This window comes from Telluria sp. AC161, assembly GCF_979258535.1.
In genome coordinates, this window is record NZ_OZ409861.1 from 1,537,077 (window position 1) to 1,552,930 (window position 15,854).

Genomic DNA, 15,854 nt, shown 5'->3' on the forward strand with positions numbered 1-15,854 from the left:
GCCGAAGGCCGATAAACGATGCCATTTTTTGCCTACAAAGGCCGCGACGGACGCGGCGAGTTGCTGCAGGGCGTGCTCGAAGGCGCCGACAGCGGCGCTGTCGCCGACCAGCTGTTCGGCAGCGGCGTGACGCCGCTCGAGATCAGCGTGACCAAGCGCCGCGCGACCAGCGGCGGCGCTGGCAGCAGCGTGGGCTGGCGCGAGCGCCTGTTCGAGAAAAAGGTGACGTCGATGGACGTGCAGCTGTTCAGCCGCCAGATCTATACGCTGCTGAAATCGGGCGTGCCGATCATGCGCGGGCTGGCCGGGCTGCAGGAATCGGCCATCAGCCCGGCGTTCGCGCGCATCATCAAGGACCTGCGCGAGTCGCTCGACGCCGGGCGCGAGCTGTCCATCGCGATGGGCCGCCACCCGCTCGTGTTCACGCCGTTCTACCTGTCGATGGTGAAGGTCGGTGAAATGACGGGGCGCCTGGAAGAAGTGTTCCTGCGCCTGTTCGACCACCTCGAGTTCGATCGCGATATGCGCGAGCGCGTCAAGACGGCGCTGCGCTATCCGACCTTCGTTGTCATCGCGATGGTGCTGGCGATGGTCGTCGTGAATATTTTCGTGATTCCCAAGTTTGCCTCGGTGTTCGCGTCGTTTGGCGCCGAATTACCGCTGATGACGCGTGTGCTGCTGACGACTTCGCAGTTCACCATCGCCTGGTGGCCGGCACTGGCCGGCGTGACCGTTGCGTCCATCGTTGGCTTCAAGGCCTGGGCCCGCACGGTGAATGGCCGGTTGGTCTGGGACCGCATCAAGCTGCGCCTGCCAGTTGCCGGCAAGATCATCCATAAAGGGACGATGGCGCGGTTTGCGCGCAGCTTTGCGTTGTCGCTGCGCAGTGGCGTACCGATTGTGCAAGCGCTGACGGTCGTGTCCCAAACGGCGGACAACGCCTATCTCAGTTCACGCGTTGACCAGATGCGCGACGGCGTCGAACGCGGGGAGAGCATCCTGCGCACATCGACCGCCGCGAACGTGTTCACGCCGATCGTGCTGCAGATGATCGCAGTGGGCGAGGAAACCGGTTCGATCGATGACCTGATGGACGAGATCGCCCTGATGTACGAGCGCGAAGTCGATTACGAACTCAAGACGCTCTCGAGCCAGATCGAGCCGATCCTGATCACCTTCCTGGGCATCATGGTGCTGATTCTGGCGCTGGGTATTTTCCTGCCTATCTGGGATCTGGGACAGGCGGCATTGCATCCGAAATAACACAGGGTTGCAGCCGAGTGTTGCGTAATGGCACCAAAATAAGGCTTGCCGGGCGGAAAAGTCGCACTAGCTCAAAATACTTTGTGGAAAGTTCTTCCTGGATATCGAAATTTCCTAGGGTCAATGTAGAATTCTTTATGCGCTCTCCGCCGTCAGGCCTGGATGAGGGCGAAGATATCAGGAGGATCGGTCCACGGCGTGCCTTGGTGCACCGGTCCTCGATCAACCAGTCGAAAGGAATTTTTTCCTTTCAATCATACGGAGAGTAGCGATGAACAAAGGTTTCAACAAAGGCGCGCAAGGCGGTTTCACCCTGATCGAACTGATCGTCGTGATCGTCATCCTGGGCATTCTGGCAGCAACGGCGCTGCCGAAATTCGCCAGCCTGAGCGGCGATGCCCGTGCAGCGTCGCTGCAGGGCGCCCGCGGTGCCCTGAGCGCAGCGTCGTCGATGTTGCGTGGCAAATTCCTGATTACCAATGCCACCGACATCGTTGTCGAAGGCGAGACCATCAAGATGGTCAATGGCTACCCGAGCGTGGCCACCATTGGCGCGGCAGCGGGTCTGAGCGACAAGGACTACAAGTCGGCAATCGCTGGTCAAACCGTGACGTTCACGCCGTTGAACATGCCGGCAGCCCTGGATAACACCTGCAACGTGCGCTACACCGAAGCGACCGCCGCTGTCCCGGCACCGGTCATCCAGGTGATCAGCACCAAGTGCGAATGATCCTTGTGAGCTGATCAAGAAAGCGCTGCTGCGGCAGCGCTTTTTTTATGGCGCTGTATTCGTCAGCCGTGGATGACACCATGCGGGAACGCGTCGGTGGCGAAATCGGTGGCTTGCCAGCCACACGCCGACGATTACTTCACGCCTCCTGCGTCTTTTTGTAATTGCCCTCAATCACTCTTGTCTATAATCAAGAAATTGTCGGTGACGACCCATAGTGCGACCAGATTGCGGCCTGCATGCGTTTGTTTAAGAAATCCAAGAAAAAAACTGGCTGGCTGAGTTTTGCCATTGCCGGCGACAATGTGTTCGTTGCGAGCGTGGCGAAGACGTCTGGCGCCCAGCCGACCGTGCTTGCCGTCCAGGCGGCCGCCGGTGTATCGCGCGATACGATCGACAAGCTCGCAGGCGACGCGCAGGCAGCCGGGTGCTACTGCACCACGCTGCTCACCGGCGGCGACTACCAGATCCTCAACGTCGAAGCCCCGAACGTCCCATCCGACGAAGTGAAAACAGCCGTGCGCTGGCGTCTGAAGGACATTCTCGATTTTCCCGCCGCCGAAGCGACCATCGACGTGCTCGACATTGCGCTGGACGCCAACTCGCGCGCCCAGCAATCGGTGTTCGTCGTGGCGGCAAAAAACAGCATCATCGCCCCGCGTCAGAAATTGTTCCTCGACGCCAAGGTCGAACTGACCGCGATCGATATTCCTGAAATGGCCCAACGCAATGTGTCAGCCATGCTCGAGCCCGAAGGCCGCGGCATTGCCATGCTGTCGTTTGGTGACGATGGCGGCCTGCTGACGGTGTCGTATCGCGGCGAGCTGTACCTGTCGCGCCGCTTCGATGTCACGCTGGTGCAATTGCTCGAACCCGACCACGACCGCAAGCATGCGAGCTTCGACAAGATCACGCTCGAACTGCAACGCTCGCTCGACCATTTCGAGCGCCAGTATTCGTTCATCAGCGTCGCCAAGCTCATCCTTGGCCCATCGGCCGTGACGGGGCTCGACGAATACCTGTCCAGCAATCTGTACACGCCGGTCGAAACGCTGAACCTGGCCACCCTGTTCGACCTGTCGCGCACGCCCGAGCTGGCCGACCTGGCGCAGCAGCAGCGCTTTTTCCTGGTTATCGGCGCCGCGCTGCGCGACGGGGAGGGCGCATGAGCCAGCAAATCAATCTGTTCAATCCGGCGTTCCAGCCGCAAAAGCACGTGCTGTCGGCAGCGCAGCTGGCGCTGGCGGCCGGCGTAATCGTCGTCGGCATCGCCGGCCTGGCACTGCTGGGGAGCATGCGCACGGCCGAGCTGCAGCAGCAGGCGGATGCCGGTGCGGTGCAGCTCGACAAGCGGCAAGCACGCCTGGCCTCGGTCAACACCGAATTCGTGCCGCGCGCGAAAGACGCCACGATGGCGGACCAGCTCCTTGACGCCGACCGCAAGCTGGCCGCCATGCGCCACGTATCGGGCGCGCTGGCACGGGGCGAACTGGGTGACACGAACGGCTTTGGCGGCTACTTCAAGGCGCTCGCGCGTCAGAGCATGCCGGGATTGTGGCTGACCGGCGTGACGGTGGGCGCGGGCGGCGCCCAGATCGGCATCCGCGGCCGCGCGCTGGACCCCGCCATGGTACCTGGCTACCTGAATCGCCTGACGAGCGAGCCCCTGATGCAGGGTAAGTCGTTCGCCAGCCTGCAGATCGGCGAAGCGGCGCCGTTGCCAGTGCCGGCAGCCGTGCCCGGCGCGGATGGCCAGCCCGCCACCCGCGCCGCGCCGTATGTCGAATTCAGCCTGCAGTCGGTCGCCACGGAGCCTCAGCCATGAGTGCAACGATCAAGCAGCGCGTGCTCGAGGTAGCGGCGCGCATGGACGCCCTGTCGCTGCGTGAACGCGGCATGGTGTTCGGCGCCACCATCGCCGTGCTGGCGTTCGCCGGGCATACCCTCGTGCTGGCGCCGCAGGACGCAAAACAGGTAGCGCTGCGCACCCAGATCGAGCAACAGCAGGCCGCGAGCGCCGCCATCGATGGCGAGATCACGGCGCGTGTGGAGGGGTCGCGGATCGACCCGGACGCCCAGTCCCGCACGCGCCTGAACACGATGCAGCAGGAGATGGGGCAACTGGGCAGCGAGCTGCTGGCGCTCGAACACGGCCTGGTGCCGCCCGAGCGCATGGGACCACTGGTCGAAGGCATCCTGCGCGCCAACGGCCGCCTCAAGCTGGTCTCGATGCGGACCTTGCCGGCCGAACCGCTGGCCGCACCGGGCGCCACTGCAGCCACGGCAGCACCGGCAGCGCCGGCAACACCTGCGCCTGCAGCGGGGGGCGACGTGCCCCTGCTGTACCGGCACGGCGTCGAAGTTACGGTGCGCGGCAACTACCTCGACATGGTCGACTACATGAGCACACTCGACGCGATGCCGACGCGGATGTTCTGGGGCCGCGCCCAGCTCGACGTCGAAACCTATCCGACCGCGCGCCTCACGCTCACGCTGCATACGCTCAGCCTGGACCGACAATGGATGAAGCTGTGAAGAACCTGACCAAGACCGTGCTGGCCTGCCTCGCGCTGTGCCAGCTGCCTGCCGCCGCGCAGCCGTTGCAGGACCCGACCCGCCCGCCGGCCGGCATGGACCGGATCGCGCTCGATCCGGCTGTGCAGCGCGACGTCCCGCGCCTGCAATCGGTGCTGATCGCACCGCATGCGGGCGGGCGCCACGTAGCCGTCATCGACGGCGAAACGCTGCGCCTGGGCGAGTTTTACAAAGGCGCACGGATCACGAGTATCAAGCCTGGCGAGGTCATCCTCATGCGCGGCAACGCGCGCCAGGTGCTGCGCATGGATGCACCGCTGTCCGGCATGACGCCGGTTGCCCGCTAACCGATGAAGTACGTACCCACCATGACACCCAAGTTTGTAATGGCGCCGCGCGCGCTGGCCGTGGCGCTTGCCGTCACCGTGCTCCTTGGCGGCTGCCAGAGCGCGCCACAGAACGCCACCTATGACGCGATCACGAAAGAGCTGACGAAAGCCAGCACCCAGCAGGGCGCCCGTCCTGCGGTGGACGACGCGGTGACCAATGCGCTGCTGCCGCCGGCGGCAACGCTGGCCAGTCAGTTGCCCAAGGCGCGTTCGGCGCTGGAAGAGCGCTTCAACGTCGCCTTCAACAACGTCCCGGCGCAGCAGTTCTTCCGCTCGATCGTGGCCGGCACCCGCTACAACATGCTGGTGCACCCGGACGTGACGGGCAATATCAGCGCCAACCTGAAGGACGTGACGCTGGTCGAAACGCTGGAAGCGGTGCGCGACATGTATGGCTACGACTACAAGATCGACGGCGCCCGCATCGCGATCCGCCCGCTGACGATGCAGACCCGCATGTTCCATGTGAACTACCTGACGGCGCAGCGCAGCGGCAGTTCCAACCTGCGTGTGTCATCGACGTCGGTGGCCGACGCCGGCAATGGCAACAACAATAACAACAACGGCAGCAGCGGCAACAACAACCGCAGCCAGAACAACAACAACCAGAACGGCAATAACAACAATAACAATAACAACAACAGCAGCAACGGCCAGACCCAGACCAACAGCACCGACGTGCGCACGCACTCGGACAACGACTTCTGGGGCGACCTGAAACTGTCGATCGCCGCCATCGTCGGCTCGACCGAAGGCGGTCGCAGCGTCGTCGTCAGCCCGCAATCGGGCGTGCTCGTGATCCGCGCGATGCCGGACGAATTGCGCAACGTCGATGCTTACCTGAAGGCCACCCAGCTGTCGGTCGACCGCCAGGTGATCCTGGAAGCCAAGATCCTCGAGGTGGAGCTGAACGACAGCTTCCAGAGCGGCATCAACTGGGCCTCGTTCGCGTCGTTCCGCGGTTCGCACCCCAACCGCGTCTCGGGCGGCCTGATCTCGCCCGGTGCCAATCTGGCGCCGCTGCCGTACACGGGCGGCCAGCCGCCTGTCATCAACAGCGGCCAGGGCCTCGCGGCCAGCACCGGCTTCTCGCTGTCGAATGCCGCGACGGCAGCCGGCTCGCTGTTCGGCTTCGCGTTCCAGACGAATAACTTCGCAGCGCTGATCACGTTCCTCGAATCGCAGGGCAGCGTGCACGTGCTGTCGAGCCCCCGCATCGCGGCGGTCAACAACCAGAAGGCCGTGCTCAAGATCGGCACCGATGAATTCTTCGTCACCGGTGTGACCAACAACATCACCACCGGCGACAACGGCAGCATCGTCAGCCCAAGCGTAACGGTGCAGCCATTCTTCTCCGGCGTCGTGCTCGACGTGACGCCGCAGATCGACGCCAATGGCAACATCCTGCTGCACGTGCACCCATCGGTCAGCCAAGTCACCACCGTCAACAAGGATGTCGACCTGGGCTCGGGCGGCACGCTGCGCCTGCCGCTGGCGGCATCGAGCACGTCGGAACTCGACAGCATCGTGCGCGGCCGCAACGGGCAAGTGGTGGCCATCGGCGGCTTGATGCGCCAGGCGTCCACCGGCGACACCGACCAGTTGCCGGGCGCGGACAAGATCCCGCTCCTGGGCAACCTGTTTCGCAACAAGAACCGGACCAACCAGAAGCGCGAGCTGGTCGTCTTGATCAAGCCGACCATCGTCGAAGGCGCCAGCGACTGGAGCGAAGACATGATGGACGCGAGCCGCCGCATCGAGCAGCTCGATCCGCGCAGCCGTGCGCCTGGCTGGGGCGTTGACTGATGTACGCGGCGCATTTTGGCCTGCGCGAGCTGCCGTTCGGGATCACGCCGGACACCAGCTTCTTCTTCGGCAGCCCGCGCTCGCAGGAAGCCCTCAACACGCTGCTGGTCGCGGCGCGCGGCGGCGAAGGCTTCATCAAGATCACGGGCGAAGTTGGCACCGGCAAGACGCTGTTGTGCCGCAAGTTCATGGCGACGCTCGGCAAAGGATTTGTCACGGCCTACATCCCGAACCCGTACCTTGAACCGCGCACCTTGATGCTGGCGCTGGCCGACGAACTGGAGATCGTGCTCGAGCGCGATGTCGACCAGCATCAGCTGCTCAAGGCGATCAACCTGCGCTTGCTGGCGCTTGCCGCGCAGGACCTGCGCGTGGTGCTGTGCCTGGACGAAGCGCAAGCCATTCCCGTCGATAGCCTGGAAGCCCTGCGGCTGCTGACGAACCTGGAAACGGAAAAGCGCAAGCTGCTGCAGATTGTCCTGTTCGGCCAGCCCGAACTCAATCGCAAGCTGCAGCTGGACTCGATCCGCCAGCTGGCCCAGCGCATCACGTTCCACTACCACCTGGGACCGTTGAACCGTGACGACATCGATTTTTATGTGGCACACCGGCTGCGCGTGGCCGGCTTCACCGGCGCGCGGCTGTTTTCCAGCGCCGCAATCCGCAGCCTGTACAAGGCCAGCGGCGGCGTGCCGCGCCTGGTCAACATCATGGCGCACAAGGCGATGATGCTCAGTTATGGCCAGGGCAAGCAGCAGGTCGCAGGTGGCCATGTCGCGATCGCTGCGCGTGACACGGTGGGTGTGGGGCGCGCGATCCGCCAGTGGCTGACGGGCGGCGCGATCGTCATGGGCGCCCTTGGCGTGTTTGCCTGGGTGGTGGCGCCATGAGCCCCATTAACAAGATGCTCAAGGACCTCGATGCGCGCGCCGGCCAGCCCGGCGCGGCGCCGCTGCCGGCCGACGTGCGGCCCGTGGCGGCACCGGAGCGCCGCGGGCCGGTGATGCGCGCGGCGCTGGTCGGTGGCGCGCTGCTGGCGGTCGGCGCCGGTGTCGCCGGCTGGAAGATCATGCAGACGGCGCCTGCGCCGGCTGCGGCGCCTTCGGTGCTGGCCGCTGCGCCAGTCCCGGCACGCACGACGGTGGTGGTGGACATGCCGGCGGCAGCGCCGGTGCAGGTGGTCGATGTGGCGCCAGCTGCGCCAGCACCGACACCGGAGCCAGCACCGGAGCCAGAGCCAGCGCCGGAGCCAACACCGGCACCGGCACCGGCACCGGCACCGGCACCCAAGCGTGTCAGGCCGGCCGCTCCGGCACCAACCGCCAAGCCCGCACCACGCACGGTTTCGGTGGCGAAGAAAGCACCGGCTGTTCCTGCTGCCGGTCGCACCGACACGCCATCGCAACGGGCCGAAAACGCCTATCGGCGCGCACTCGGCGTGCTCGAGGACGGCCGCGTGACGGAAGCCATCGCCACGCTGCAGGCGGGCCTGCAGATCGACCCGCGTCACGAGGCGGCGCGCCAGACGCTGGTGGGCCTGCTGATCGAAGCGGGCCGTCCGGACGATGCGATGCGCCAGTTGCAGGCTGCGCTCGCGATCGACGCGCGCCAGCCGGCGCTGGCGATGCTGCTGGCGCGCCTGCAGCTCGAACGGGGCGGGCCGGCCATCGATACGTTGACGCGTACGCTGCCCTATGCGGCGGGCAATGGCGAGTACCACGCGTTCCTGGCCGGCGTGCTGCAGCGTGAAGGCCGTGTGCATGAAGCGGCCGACCATTATCAGGCCGCGCTCAAGCGCTCGCCCGGCAATGGCGTGTGGTGGATGGGCCTGGGCATCGCGCTGCAGGCCGACAAGCGTGACGCAGAAAGCCGCGCTGCCTTCACGCAGGCGCAGGCCAGCGGGACGCTGTCGCCCGAACTGCAGGCCTTCGTCGAGCGTCGGCTGGGTCAACTCGGTCGTTGAGGCCGCCGCCGGGGAGGGCGGGCATGGTAAAGTGTCATGCCTGCGCAGGTACCCCTGCGCAGCTCCCCGGTCAACGAGCGTGACCCAATAACAGTACCCCGGGTGTCCCATGAACTTGTTCGAACATTTGGCCTTGCTGGCCGTGCTGGTGCTTGCGGCGGGCTTCCTGTCGCTCACCGAAATCTCGCTGGCAGGTGCCCGCAAAATCAAACTCAAATTGCTGGCCGAGGCGGGCGATGACCGTGCCCGCAAGGTCATGGCGCTGCAGGCGCATTCGGCCGACTTCTTCGCCGCCTCGCAGCTTGGCCTGAACGCCATTGCGATCCTCGGCGGTATCTTGGGTGAAGGGGCGCTGCGCCCGTTCTTCCTCGAGTGGCTGTCCGTGTTCTACGCAGGGCCGGGCCGCGAAAACATCGCCTTCACGCTGTCGTTCGTGTTCGTCACCACGCTGTTCGTGCTGTTCTCGGACCTGATGCCCAAGCGCCTGGCCTTGATCTCGCCCGAGACGACGGCGATGGCGGTGATCCGGCCGGTGCTGTTCGTCATCCGCCTGTTCAAGCCGTTTTCGTGGACACTGAACGTGATCGCCAATGGCCTGTTCAAGCTGTTTGGCATCAACATGACGCGCGAAGACCGCATCACGTTCGATGAAATCTCGGCCGTGGTCGAAGCGGGCGCGCAGGCCGGCGTGCTGCAAAAGCAGGAGCAGCACTTCATCGAGAACGTGTTCGAACTCGAGTCGCGCGCCGTGACGTCGACAATGACGACGCGCGAGAACATCGTGTTCTTCGACCTGACCGAGCCCGAAGAGAGCGTGCGCCAGAAGATCGCTGCGCACTCGCTGTCGAAATTCCCCGTTTGCGATGGCGTGATCGACCGCGTGGTCGGCTATGTCGACACGCGCGACATCCTGGTGCGCCTCTTGAACAACCAGTCGCACTTTCACCTGAGCGAATCGACGATCCGCACGGTCCTGATCATCCCGGATAGCCTGACGCTGTCCGAGCTGCTCGACCGCTTCCGCTCGAGTAAAGAGACCTTTGCAGTCGTCATCAATGAATATGCGTTTGTCGTCGGCGTGATCACGCTGTCGGACATCATGGTGACGGTGATGGGGCGCTGGGGTAGCCCGCTGGAAGCGGACCAGCAAACGATGCAGCGCGAAGACGGCTCGTGGCTGATCGACGGCAGCACGCCGGTGGCGGAGATGAAGCGCGTGATCGACCTGCAGTCGCTGCCGGAAGAAGAGCGCTACGAGACGGCGGCCGGCTTCATGATGTTCATGCTGCGCAAGGTGCCCAAGCAGACCGACAGCGTCGAGTACGAAGGCATGCGCTTCGAGGTGCTCGACGTCGACCATCACCGCATCGACCAGATACTGGTCAAGCGCCTCGACCCGGGGCAGAAGGCGCTCGGGGCGGCGACGCCTGCCGCCCACTAGGTATCGGCGAAACTGCGCTTATAACTGTGCGAGACGCTCCAGCGCAAGCTGCAGCGTCTCGTCTTTTTTCGCGAAGCAGAAACGCACCACGTGCGACTCTTTCGGCTGGCTGTAGAACGCCGAGACGGGAATGGCGGCCACCTTGATCTCGCGCGTCAGCCATTCGGCGAATTCCGCTTCACTCAAATCCGAGATCGCGTCGTAGCGCACGCACTGGAAGTAGGTACCATCCGATGGCAGCAGCGTGAAGCGCGATTCCGCCAGCCCGGCGCGGAACAGGTCGCGCTTGGCCTGGTAGAACGCTGGTAAATCGCGCCATGGCGCCGGGTCCTGCAGATAGGCGGCAATCGCATGCTGCATCGGCGCATTGACGCAAAAGACGTTGTACTGGTGGACCTTGCGAAACTCGACCATCAATGCCGCTGGCGCGGCGACGTAGCCGATCTTCCAGCCGGTGACGTGGAAGGTCTTGCCGAAGCTCGAGACGACGAACGCGCGTTCGGCCAGCGTCGGATGGCGCGCCACCGACGCATGCGGCTCGCCGTCGAACACCATGTGTTCATACACTTCGTCCGACAGCACCAGGATCTGCGTGTCCTGCACGATCGCGACCAGCGCATCGAGATCGGCCTGGCGCAGGATCGTGCCCGTTGGGTTGTGCGGCGTGTTGATGACGACCATGCGTGTGCGCGGCGTGACCGCGGCCCGCACGTCGGCCCACTCCACACGGTAGCCATCGGCGTCCAGCCGCATCGTCACCGGCACCACGACGCCGCCCGCCAGCGCAATGGCTGGCGCGTAGCAATCGTAGGCGGGCTCGATGACGATCACCTCGTCGTCCGGGTGCACGACGGCCAGGATCGCCGACTGGATGGCCTGACTGGCGCCGGCAGTGACGGTGATGTCGGTGTTCGCGTCGTAACGATGGCCGTAGGTGGTCTCGATCTTGGCTGCAATCGCCTGGCGCAGTGCCGGCAGGCCGGTCATCGGCGGATACTGGTTATGGCCGGCACGCATTGCGTCGGTCACCAGGTCGACCAGCGCTGGATCGCACGCGAAATCGGGGAAACCCTGGCCCAGGTTGACGGCGCCATGGTCGATGGCCAGTTGCGACATGCGGGTGAACACGGTGGTGCCGACGTGCGGCAGGCGGGAGACCAGCGGTGGAAGGCTCATGAATGCATCCTGATCGAAAGCAGTTGGGGTGAAGCCTTATTCTAGCGTGCCTTCGGCCCTGGCCTGGCGCCACGTGGCGACCCACACCTCGGGCAGCATGATGCGGAAGAGCCCCGCCTGCGCCGTCTTGCGTCCCAGCTTGAGCAGCGCCTTGTCCTTGCTGATCAGGATCGACGCGCCGGCGTCGCGCGCGAGCTCCATGAATTTCTGGTCGTCGCGGTCGGTGCACACGGGCAGGCGAATCGCTTTGGAATCGACGTCAACCAGGCGCAGCAGGGCGTCGAAGCGGGCGGCGGCGGCCAGGCGGCTGTCGTCGTCCAGCGGCAGGTGCTGGTAGTGCAGCACGGCCAGGTATTCGGCGCGGCAGTCGGCGCGTGTGATGGCGTCGATCTCCTTCGATTCGATGGCGGCAAGCAGGTCAGCCCAGCGCGGATCGTGGAACACGAACAGGTCGAGCAGCACATTGGTGTCGATGACGATGGTTGGGGCTGGAGCGGTTATCATGTCGGTTGTTTATTTATGGAAAAGTTTCGTACGGCCATGCTGATTGTCCTGTCTCCCGCCAAGTCCCTCGATCTCGAATCGCCCCTGACCACGCCGCATCAGTCCACACCCGACTTCATTGCCCATGCAAGCGAACTGATCGAGGTCCTGCGCGGCCATTCGCCTGCATCGATCAGCGAACTGATGGACCTGTCCGACGCGCTGTCGATGCTCAACGTAGGGCGCTATGCCCACTGGGACGCCGATCATGGACAAGCGCGGCCGGCGATCATGTCGTTCAATGGCGACGTGTACACGGGCTTCGACGCGCGCACGCTGAACACGGAGGCGCTGACGTTTGCCCAGCGCCACGTGCGCATCCTGTCGGGCCTGTACGGCGTGCTGCGCCCGCTCGACCAGATGCATCCGTATCGCCTGGAAATGGGCACCCGGCTGGCCACCCCGCGCGGCAAGGACCTGTATGCGTTCTGGGGCGAGACGATCACCGCTGCCCTGAACCGGCAACTGGCCGAGAACGGCTCGACGGCGCTGGTGAACCTGGCCTCGACCGAGTACTTCAAGTCGGTCAAGCCCAGGCTGCTGGCCGCGCCCGTCATCGAACCCGTGTTCCAGGACTGGAAGAACGGCAACTACAAGATTATTTCGTTCTATGCCAAGCGGGCGAGGGGGATGATGGCGCGCTATGCGACCGAGAACGGCATCACGGATCCCGAGGGGCTCAAGGACTTCGATGTCGATGGCTATGCATTCGAGCCGGGCGCGTCGAGTGCAAATGCGTGGGTGTTCAGACGCAGGCTCGACGTGTGATGTAACGGCCTGGCTGGCTGACTTGGGTTCCCGCCTGCGCGGGAACGACGTGTTAATGCAGACGCAGAGAAGCGTTGCCGCTGGTTTGCATCGCGAACTGCAGCACGTCTCTCCCGCGGAGGCGGGAACCCAAGTTCGCCGCACAGCCCGCAGCAAAATTTACTGCACCGCATCCTTCGGCGCCGCCTTGGCGCCACCCTTGGACCAGAACTTCCACCACGGCGCATCGCCGCGGGCGTTCGGGTTCAGGAAGTAGCTGTCCGGATAGTTCAGCGCGAACACACGCTGCGTATCGTCGCGCAGCAGCGGCATGCCGAGCTTGTCGTACGAGCGGATCATGATGAACAGCGCTTCTTCGCGCGCCGGGGCGTCGGTGTAGTTGGTCACCGCATCCTGGGCACGATTGAGCGCCGCCAAATACGAGCCGCGGCGGTAGTAGTAATTCGCCACGTGCACTTCGTACTGAGCCATCGCATTGATCAGATAGCTCATGCGTTCGGTCGCGTCGGCCGCGTACTTGCTGTTCGGGTACTTGTCGACCAGCGCCTTGAACGCCGCGAACGCTTCACGCGTTGCACGCGGATCGCGCTCGGTCGGGTCTTGCGAGTACACAAAGCTGAAGAACCCGAGCTGATCGTTGAAATTGATCAGGCCACGCAGGTAGTACATGTAGTCGACCTGGGGGTGGTTCGGGTGCAGCTTGATGAAGCGCTCGACCGCCGCCAGCGCTTGCGCCTGGTCAGCCGACTTGTAGTGGGCGTACGCCACTTCCATCTGCGCTTGTGTTGCGTACACGCCGAATGGGAAGTTGGTTTCGAGCCGGTTGAACAACGGGATTGCGGCTTCGTAGTGCCCACCTGCCATCTCTTCGCGCGCCTCAGCGTATAATTTCTCCGCCGACCAGTTTTTGGACTCGTCCTTGGCCTTTGGCAGCATACTGCATGCCGACAGACCGACGAGGGCGCAAGTAGCGACCAACACAGACAATTTTTTTTGCATAGCTTTTTGCAAGAAATGTTTTACCTAGATTCAACGAACGGCTGATTATAGCCGATGGGACTCACGTGATATTAACTCCTGCGCCGAATCCGGCGGATATACCGATTGACCCTGATTTTGACGATGAACTGGAGATCGGGTTTGTCCCGTTGCCAGGCACCGATCTGTCGCCCATTACCCTGGCGCTGCAAGAGGAACACTGCGGCCAGCGCCTCGACAAGGTAGTGGCTGGCCTCGTGCCCCAGTTCTCGCGCAGCCGCCTGCAGCAATGGTTCGAAAGCGGCCACATCACGGTGGACGGCAAACCGGCCCGGGGCAAGGACACGGCCTATGGCGATGAAGCCATTGTCGTCGTGCCACAAGCTGCGCCTGAAGACACGGCGTTCGCGCCGGAAGCGATGGACCTCACCATCGTGTACGAAGACGACGACATCATGGTCGTCAACAAGCCGGCAGGCCTCGTCGTGCACCCGGGTTCGGGCAACTGGACCGGCACGCTGCTCAACGGCCTACTGCATCACTGCCCGCAACTGGTTGGCGTGCCGCGCGCCGGCATCGTCCACCGTCTCGACAAGGATACCAGTGGCCTGATGGTCGTCGGTAAAACGCTCGCCGCGCAAACCGACCTCGTGCGCCAGCTGCAGGCACGCACCGTCAAGCGCGAATATTTTGCGCTGGTGTGGGGCACGCCGCGCCTGTCGGGCACGATCGACAGCCCGATGGGGCGCGATGCCAAAGACCGCGTCAAGATGGCGGTCTCGAGCAGCCCGTTTGCCAAGCCGGCGATCACCCATTACGAGCGCGTCATTTCGGGCGAACTCGACCGGCGTCCCGTCACGCTGGTGCGCTGCCGCCTCGAAACAGGCCGCACCCACCAGATTCGCGTGCACATGCAGTCGCTGGGCTTTTCGCTCGTCGGCGATGCTGTCTACGGCAAGCGCCACCTGACGCCGGTGTTTCCGCGCCAGGCGCTGCAGGCGCGCCGTCTGGGTCTCGTGCATCCGGCCACCGGTGAGCAATGCGAATGGACCGTGCCACTGGCCGACGATTTCGCCGAGCTGATCGCGCGTGCGGGCATCGAAGAGCCGGAGCTGGGCGAATTCGGCACGGCGATCGAGGATGCCGCTGACGACGACAACGGCGTCGTCACTTACCGGGCATGAGTACGCTGGCACGGTCGGCTCTGGTCTGGCCCGATTGGCCTGACTTGCCGGCGACCGTCGGCGCACTGGCGACCAGCCGCGATGGCGGCGTCTCCGTCGGTCCCTACGACGACGGCAAGGGTGGCGGGGGCCTGAATCTGGGCCTGCACGTGAACGACGCGCCTGAGGCCGTTGCCGCCAACCGCGCCTTGCTGCAAGACTGGTTGCCGGGCCGTCCGGCCTGGATCGCCCAGGTGCATGGCGCCGACGTCGTCGACGCCGGCACCGTGGGCGCCGACCAGCCGGTGCGCACGGGCGACGCCAGCATCGCCACGATGCCTGGCGTCGTCTGCGCCATCCTGACTGCCGATTGCCTGCCGGTGCTGTTTGCCGATCTGGATGGCAAGGTGGTGGGCGCGGCGCACGCCGGCTGGCGCGGGTTGGCTGGCGGCGTGCTGGGTGCCACCGTGCGCGCCATGCGCGCGGCCGGTGCTGGCGAGATCACGGCGTGGATGGGGCCGGCTATCGGTCCCGATGCGTTCGAGGTTGGCGACGACGTGGTGGCGGCATTTGCCGCGGCGCTGCCGGGCGACGCGACGCGCAACTGCTTCATGGCCTATCCGGGTCGGCCCGGTAAGCACCTCGCCGATATGTTCACGCTGGCACGCTTGATGCTGGCGCATGATGGCGTCGAACGCGTGCATGGTGGCGGGCTGTGCACGGCCAGTGCGCCGGAGCGCTTTTACTCCTATCGCCGCGATGGCGTGACTGGCCGCCAGGCCAGCGTCATCTGGCTTAAATAGAACGTGCGCGCGATGCGGTGCGGCTCAGTCGCCGTCACCGTCGTCGCCATCCATGTCGTCTGCCGGCGACTCCCACTGTGGTCTGACCTGATGCCTGGACTGCTGTGTTCGCCCGCGCTGCCGGCGCCGTTTCGCGCCAGTGATATAAAAAAGTATGGATAATGGCAGTGCGCAATAAAACGCGAACGTCATGATGCCGGCCACGACGGTCGGCTCGGTCGCCGCCATGAGCACCACAACGTATATCCAGGCAATGGCAACGATCCACATGCAGTAGTTCCTTGTTGTAGTTCCTG

General features: G+C 64.4%; 17 protein-coding genes. 13 read left to right on the forward strand and 4 right to left on the reverse strand.

The genetic code is table 11. The features are described 5' to 3' along the window. The first annotated feature begins 18 nt into the window (after positions 1-18). From ACZ0AJ_RS06985 to paeA, 10 genes are all read left to right on the forward strand, one after another. Complete coding sequence (locus tag ACZ0AJ_RS06985; protein WP_499453441.1) at positions 19-1,263, forward strand: type II secretion system F family protein; 1,245 nt, start codon at positions 19-21, stop codon at positions 1,261-1,263. A 271-nt stretch (positions 1,264-1,534) separates the two neighbouring features. Further along, positions 1,535-1,993: a type II secretion system protein gene (locus ACZ0AJ_RS06990; RefSeq protein ID WP_499453443.1), complete on the forward strand. Its 459-nt coding sequence runs from the start codon at positions 1,535-1,537 to the stop codon at positions 1,991-1,993. 239 nt (positions 1,994-2,232) lie between these two features. Beyond that, a complete protein-coding gene (pilM, locus tag ACZ0AJ_RS06995; RefSeq protein ID WP_499453445.1) occupies positions 2,233-3,162 on the forward strand; it encodes a type IV pilus biogenesis protein PilM in 930 nt (309 codons plus the stop codon). Further along, positions 3,159-3,818 carry a hypothetical protein gene (locus ACZ0AJ_RS07000; RefSeq protein ID WP_499453447.1) on the forward strand — a complete coding sequence of 220 codons (660 nt, stop codon included), beginning with the start codon at positions 3,159-3,161 and terminating at the stop codon, positions 3,816-3,818. The genes pilM and ACZ0AJ_RS07000 overlap by 4 nt, the downstream gene beginning before the upstream one ends. Further along, the gene (locus ACZ0AJ_RS07005; protein WP_499454344.1) at positions 3,815-4,528 is read left to right on the forward strand and encodes a hypothetical protein; all 714 of its coding nucleotides are present in this window, start codon (positions 3,815-3,817) and stop codon (positions 4,526-4,528) included. The genes ACZ0AJ_RS07000 and ACZ0AJ_RS07005 overlap by 4 nt, the downstream gene beginning before the upstream one ends. Further along, positions 4,513-4,875, forward strand: a complete 363-nt coding sequence (locus tag ACZ0AJ_RS07010; protein ID WP_499453453.1) for a hypothetical protein — start codon at positions 4,513-4,515, stop codon at positions 4,873-4,875. Before ACZ0AJ_RS07005 ends, ACZ0AJ_RS07010 begins: the two co-directional genes overlap by 16 nt. A gap of 21 nt (positions 4,876-4,896) precedes the next feature. Then, positions 4,897-6,723: a pilus (MSHA type) biogenesis protein MshL gene (mshL, locus tag ACZ0AJ_RS07015; protein ID WP_499453455.1), complete on the forward strand. Its 1,827-nt coding sequence runs from the start codon at positions 4,897-4,899 to the stop codon at positions 6,721-6,723. Next, the gene (locus ACZ0AJ_RS07020; protein WP_499453457.1) at positions 6,723-7,613 is read left to right on the forward strand and encodes an ExeA family protein; all 891 of its coding nucleotides are present in this window, start codon (positions 6,723-6,725) and stop codon (positions 7,611-7,613) included. The genes mshL and ACZ0AJ_RS07020 overlap by 1 nt, the downstream gene beginning before the upstream one ends. Next, positions 7,610-8,686, forward strand: coding sequence for a tetratricopeptide repeat protein (locus ACZ0AJ_RS07025; protein ID WP_499453459.1), 1,077 nt, complete (start codon positions 7,610-7,612; stop codon positions 8,684-8,686). Before ACZ0AJ_RS07020 ends, ACZ0AJ_RS07025 begins: the two co-directional genes overlap by 4 nt. Before the next feature lie 109 nt (positions 8,687-8,795). Beyond that, positions 8,796-10,127 (forward strand): polyamine export protein PaeA, encoded by a 1,332-nt coding sequence (paeA, locus tag ACZ0AJ_RS07030; RefSeq protein WP_258837819.1) that lies wholly within the window; start codon positions 8,796-8,798, stop codon positions 10,125-10,127. Between the two features lie 18 nt (positions 10,128-10,145). Here paeA and ACZ0AJ_RS07035 read toward each other — a convergent pair whose 3' ends face one another. Both ACZ0AJ_RS07035 and ACZ0AJ_RS07040 read right to left on the reverse strand, forming a co-directional pair. Next, positions 10,146-11,303: a pyridoxal phosphate-dependent aminotransferase gene (locus ACZ0AJ_RS07035; protein WP_499453461.1), complete on the reverse strand. Its 1,158-nt coding sequence runs from the start codon at positions 11,301-11,303 to the stop codon at positions 10,146-10,148. Between the two features lie 36 nt (positions 11,304-11,339). Further along, positions 11,340-11,807: a putative toxin-antitoxin system toxin component, PIN family gene (locus ACZ0AJ_RS07040; RefSeq protein ID WP_499453463.1), complete on the reverse strand. Its 468-nt coding sequence runs from the start codon at positions 11,805-11,807 to the stop codon at positions 11,340-11,342. A gap of 36 nt (positions 11,808-11,843) precedes the next feature. On the opposite strand from ACZ0AJ_RS07040, the gene yaaA reads away from it, so the two are divergent. Further along, positions 11,844-12,614, forward strand: coding sequence for a peroxide stress protein YaaA (yaaA, locus tag ACZ0AJ_RS07045; protein WP_499453465.1), 771 nt, complete (start codon positions 11,844-11,846; stop codon positions 12,612-12,614). Between the two features lie 159 nt (positions 12,615-12,773). On the opposite strand, the gene ACZ0AJ_RS07050 is transcribed toward yaaA, so the two are convergent. Then, positions 12,774-13,613, reverse strand: coding sequence for an outer membrane protein assembly factor BamD (locus ACZ0AJ_RS07050; protein ID WP_258837823.1), 840 nt, complete (start codon positions 13,611-13,613; stop codon positions 12,774-12,776). Between the two features lie 65 nt (positions 13,614-13,678). Between ACZ0AJ_RS07050 and ACZ0AJ_RS07055 the strand changes: the two genes are divergently transcribed. Further along, positions 13,679-14,776: an RluA family pseudouridine synthase gene (locus tag ACZ0AJ_RS07055; RefSeq protein WP_499454348.1), complete on the forward strand. Its 1,098-nt coding sequence runs from the start codon at positions 13,679-13,681 to the stop codon at positions 14,774-14,776. Next, a complete protein-coding gene (pgeF, locus tag ACZ0AJ_RS07060) occupies positions 14,773-15,558 on the forward strand; it encodes a peptidoglycan editing factor PgeF (protein ID WP_499453467.1) in 786 nt (261 codons plus the stop codon). The genes ACZ0AJ_RS07055 and pgeF overlap by 4 nt, the downstream gene beginning before the upstream one ends. 24 nt (positions 15,559-15,582) lie before the next feature. Here the strand turns inward: pgeF and ACZ0AJ_RS07065 are convergent, their stop codons facing one another. Beyond that, on the reverse strand, positions 15,583-15,828 hold the full coding sequence (locus ACZ0AJ_RS07065) for a hypothetical protein (RefSeq protein WP_499454350.1): 246 nt from the start codon (positions 15,826-15,828) through the stop codon (positions 15,583-15,585). Positions 15,829-15,854: the final 26 nt, after the last annotated feature.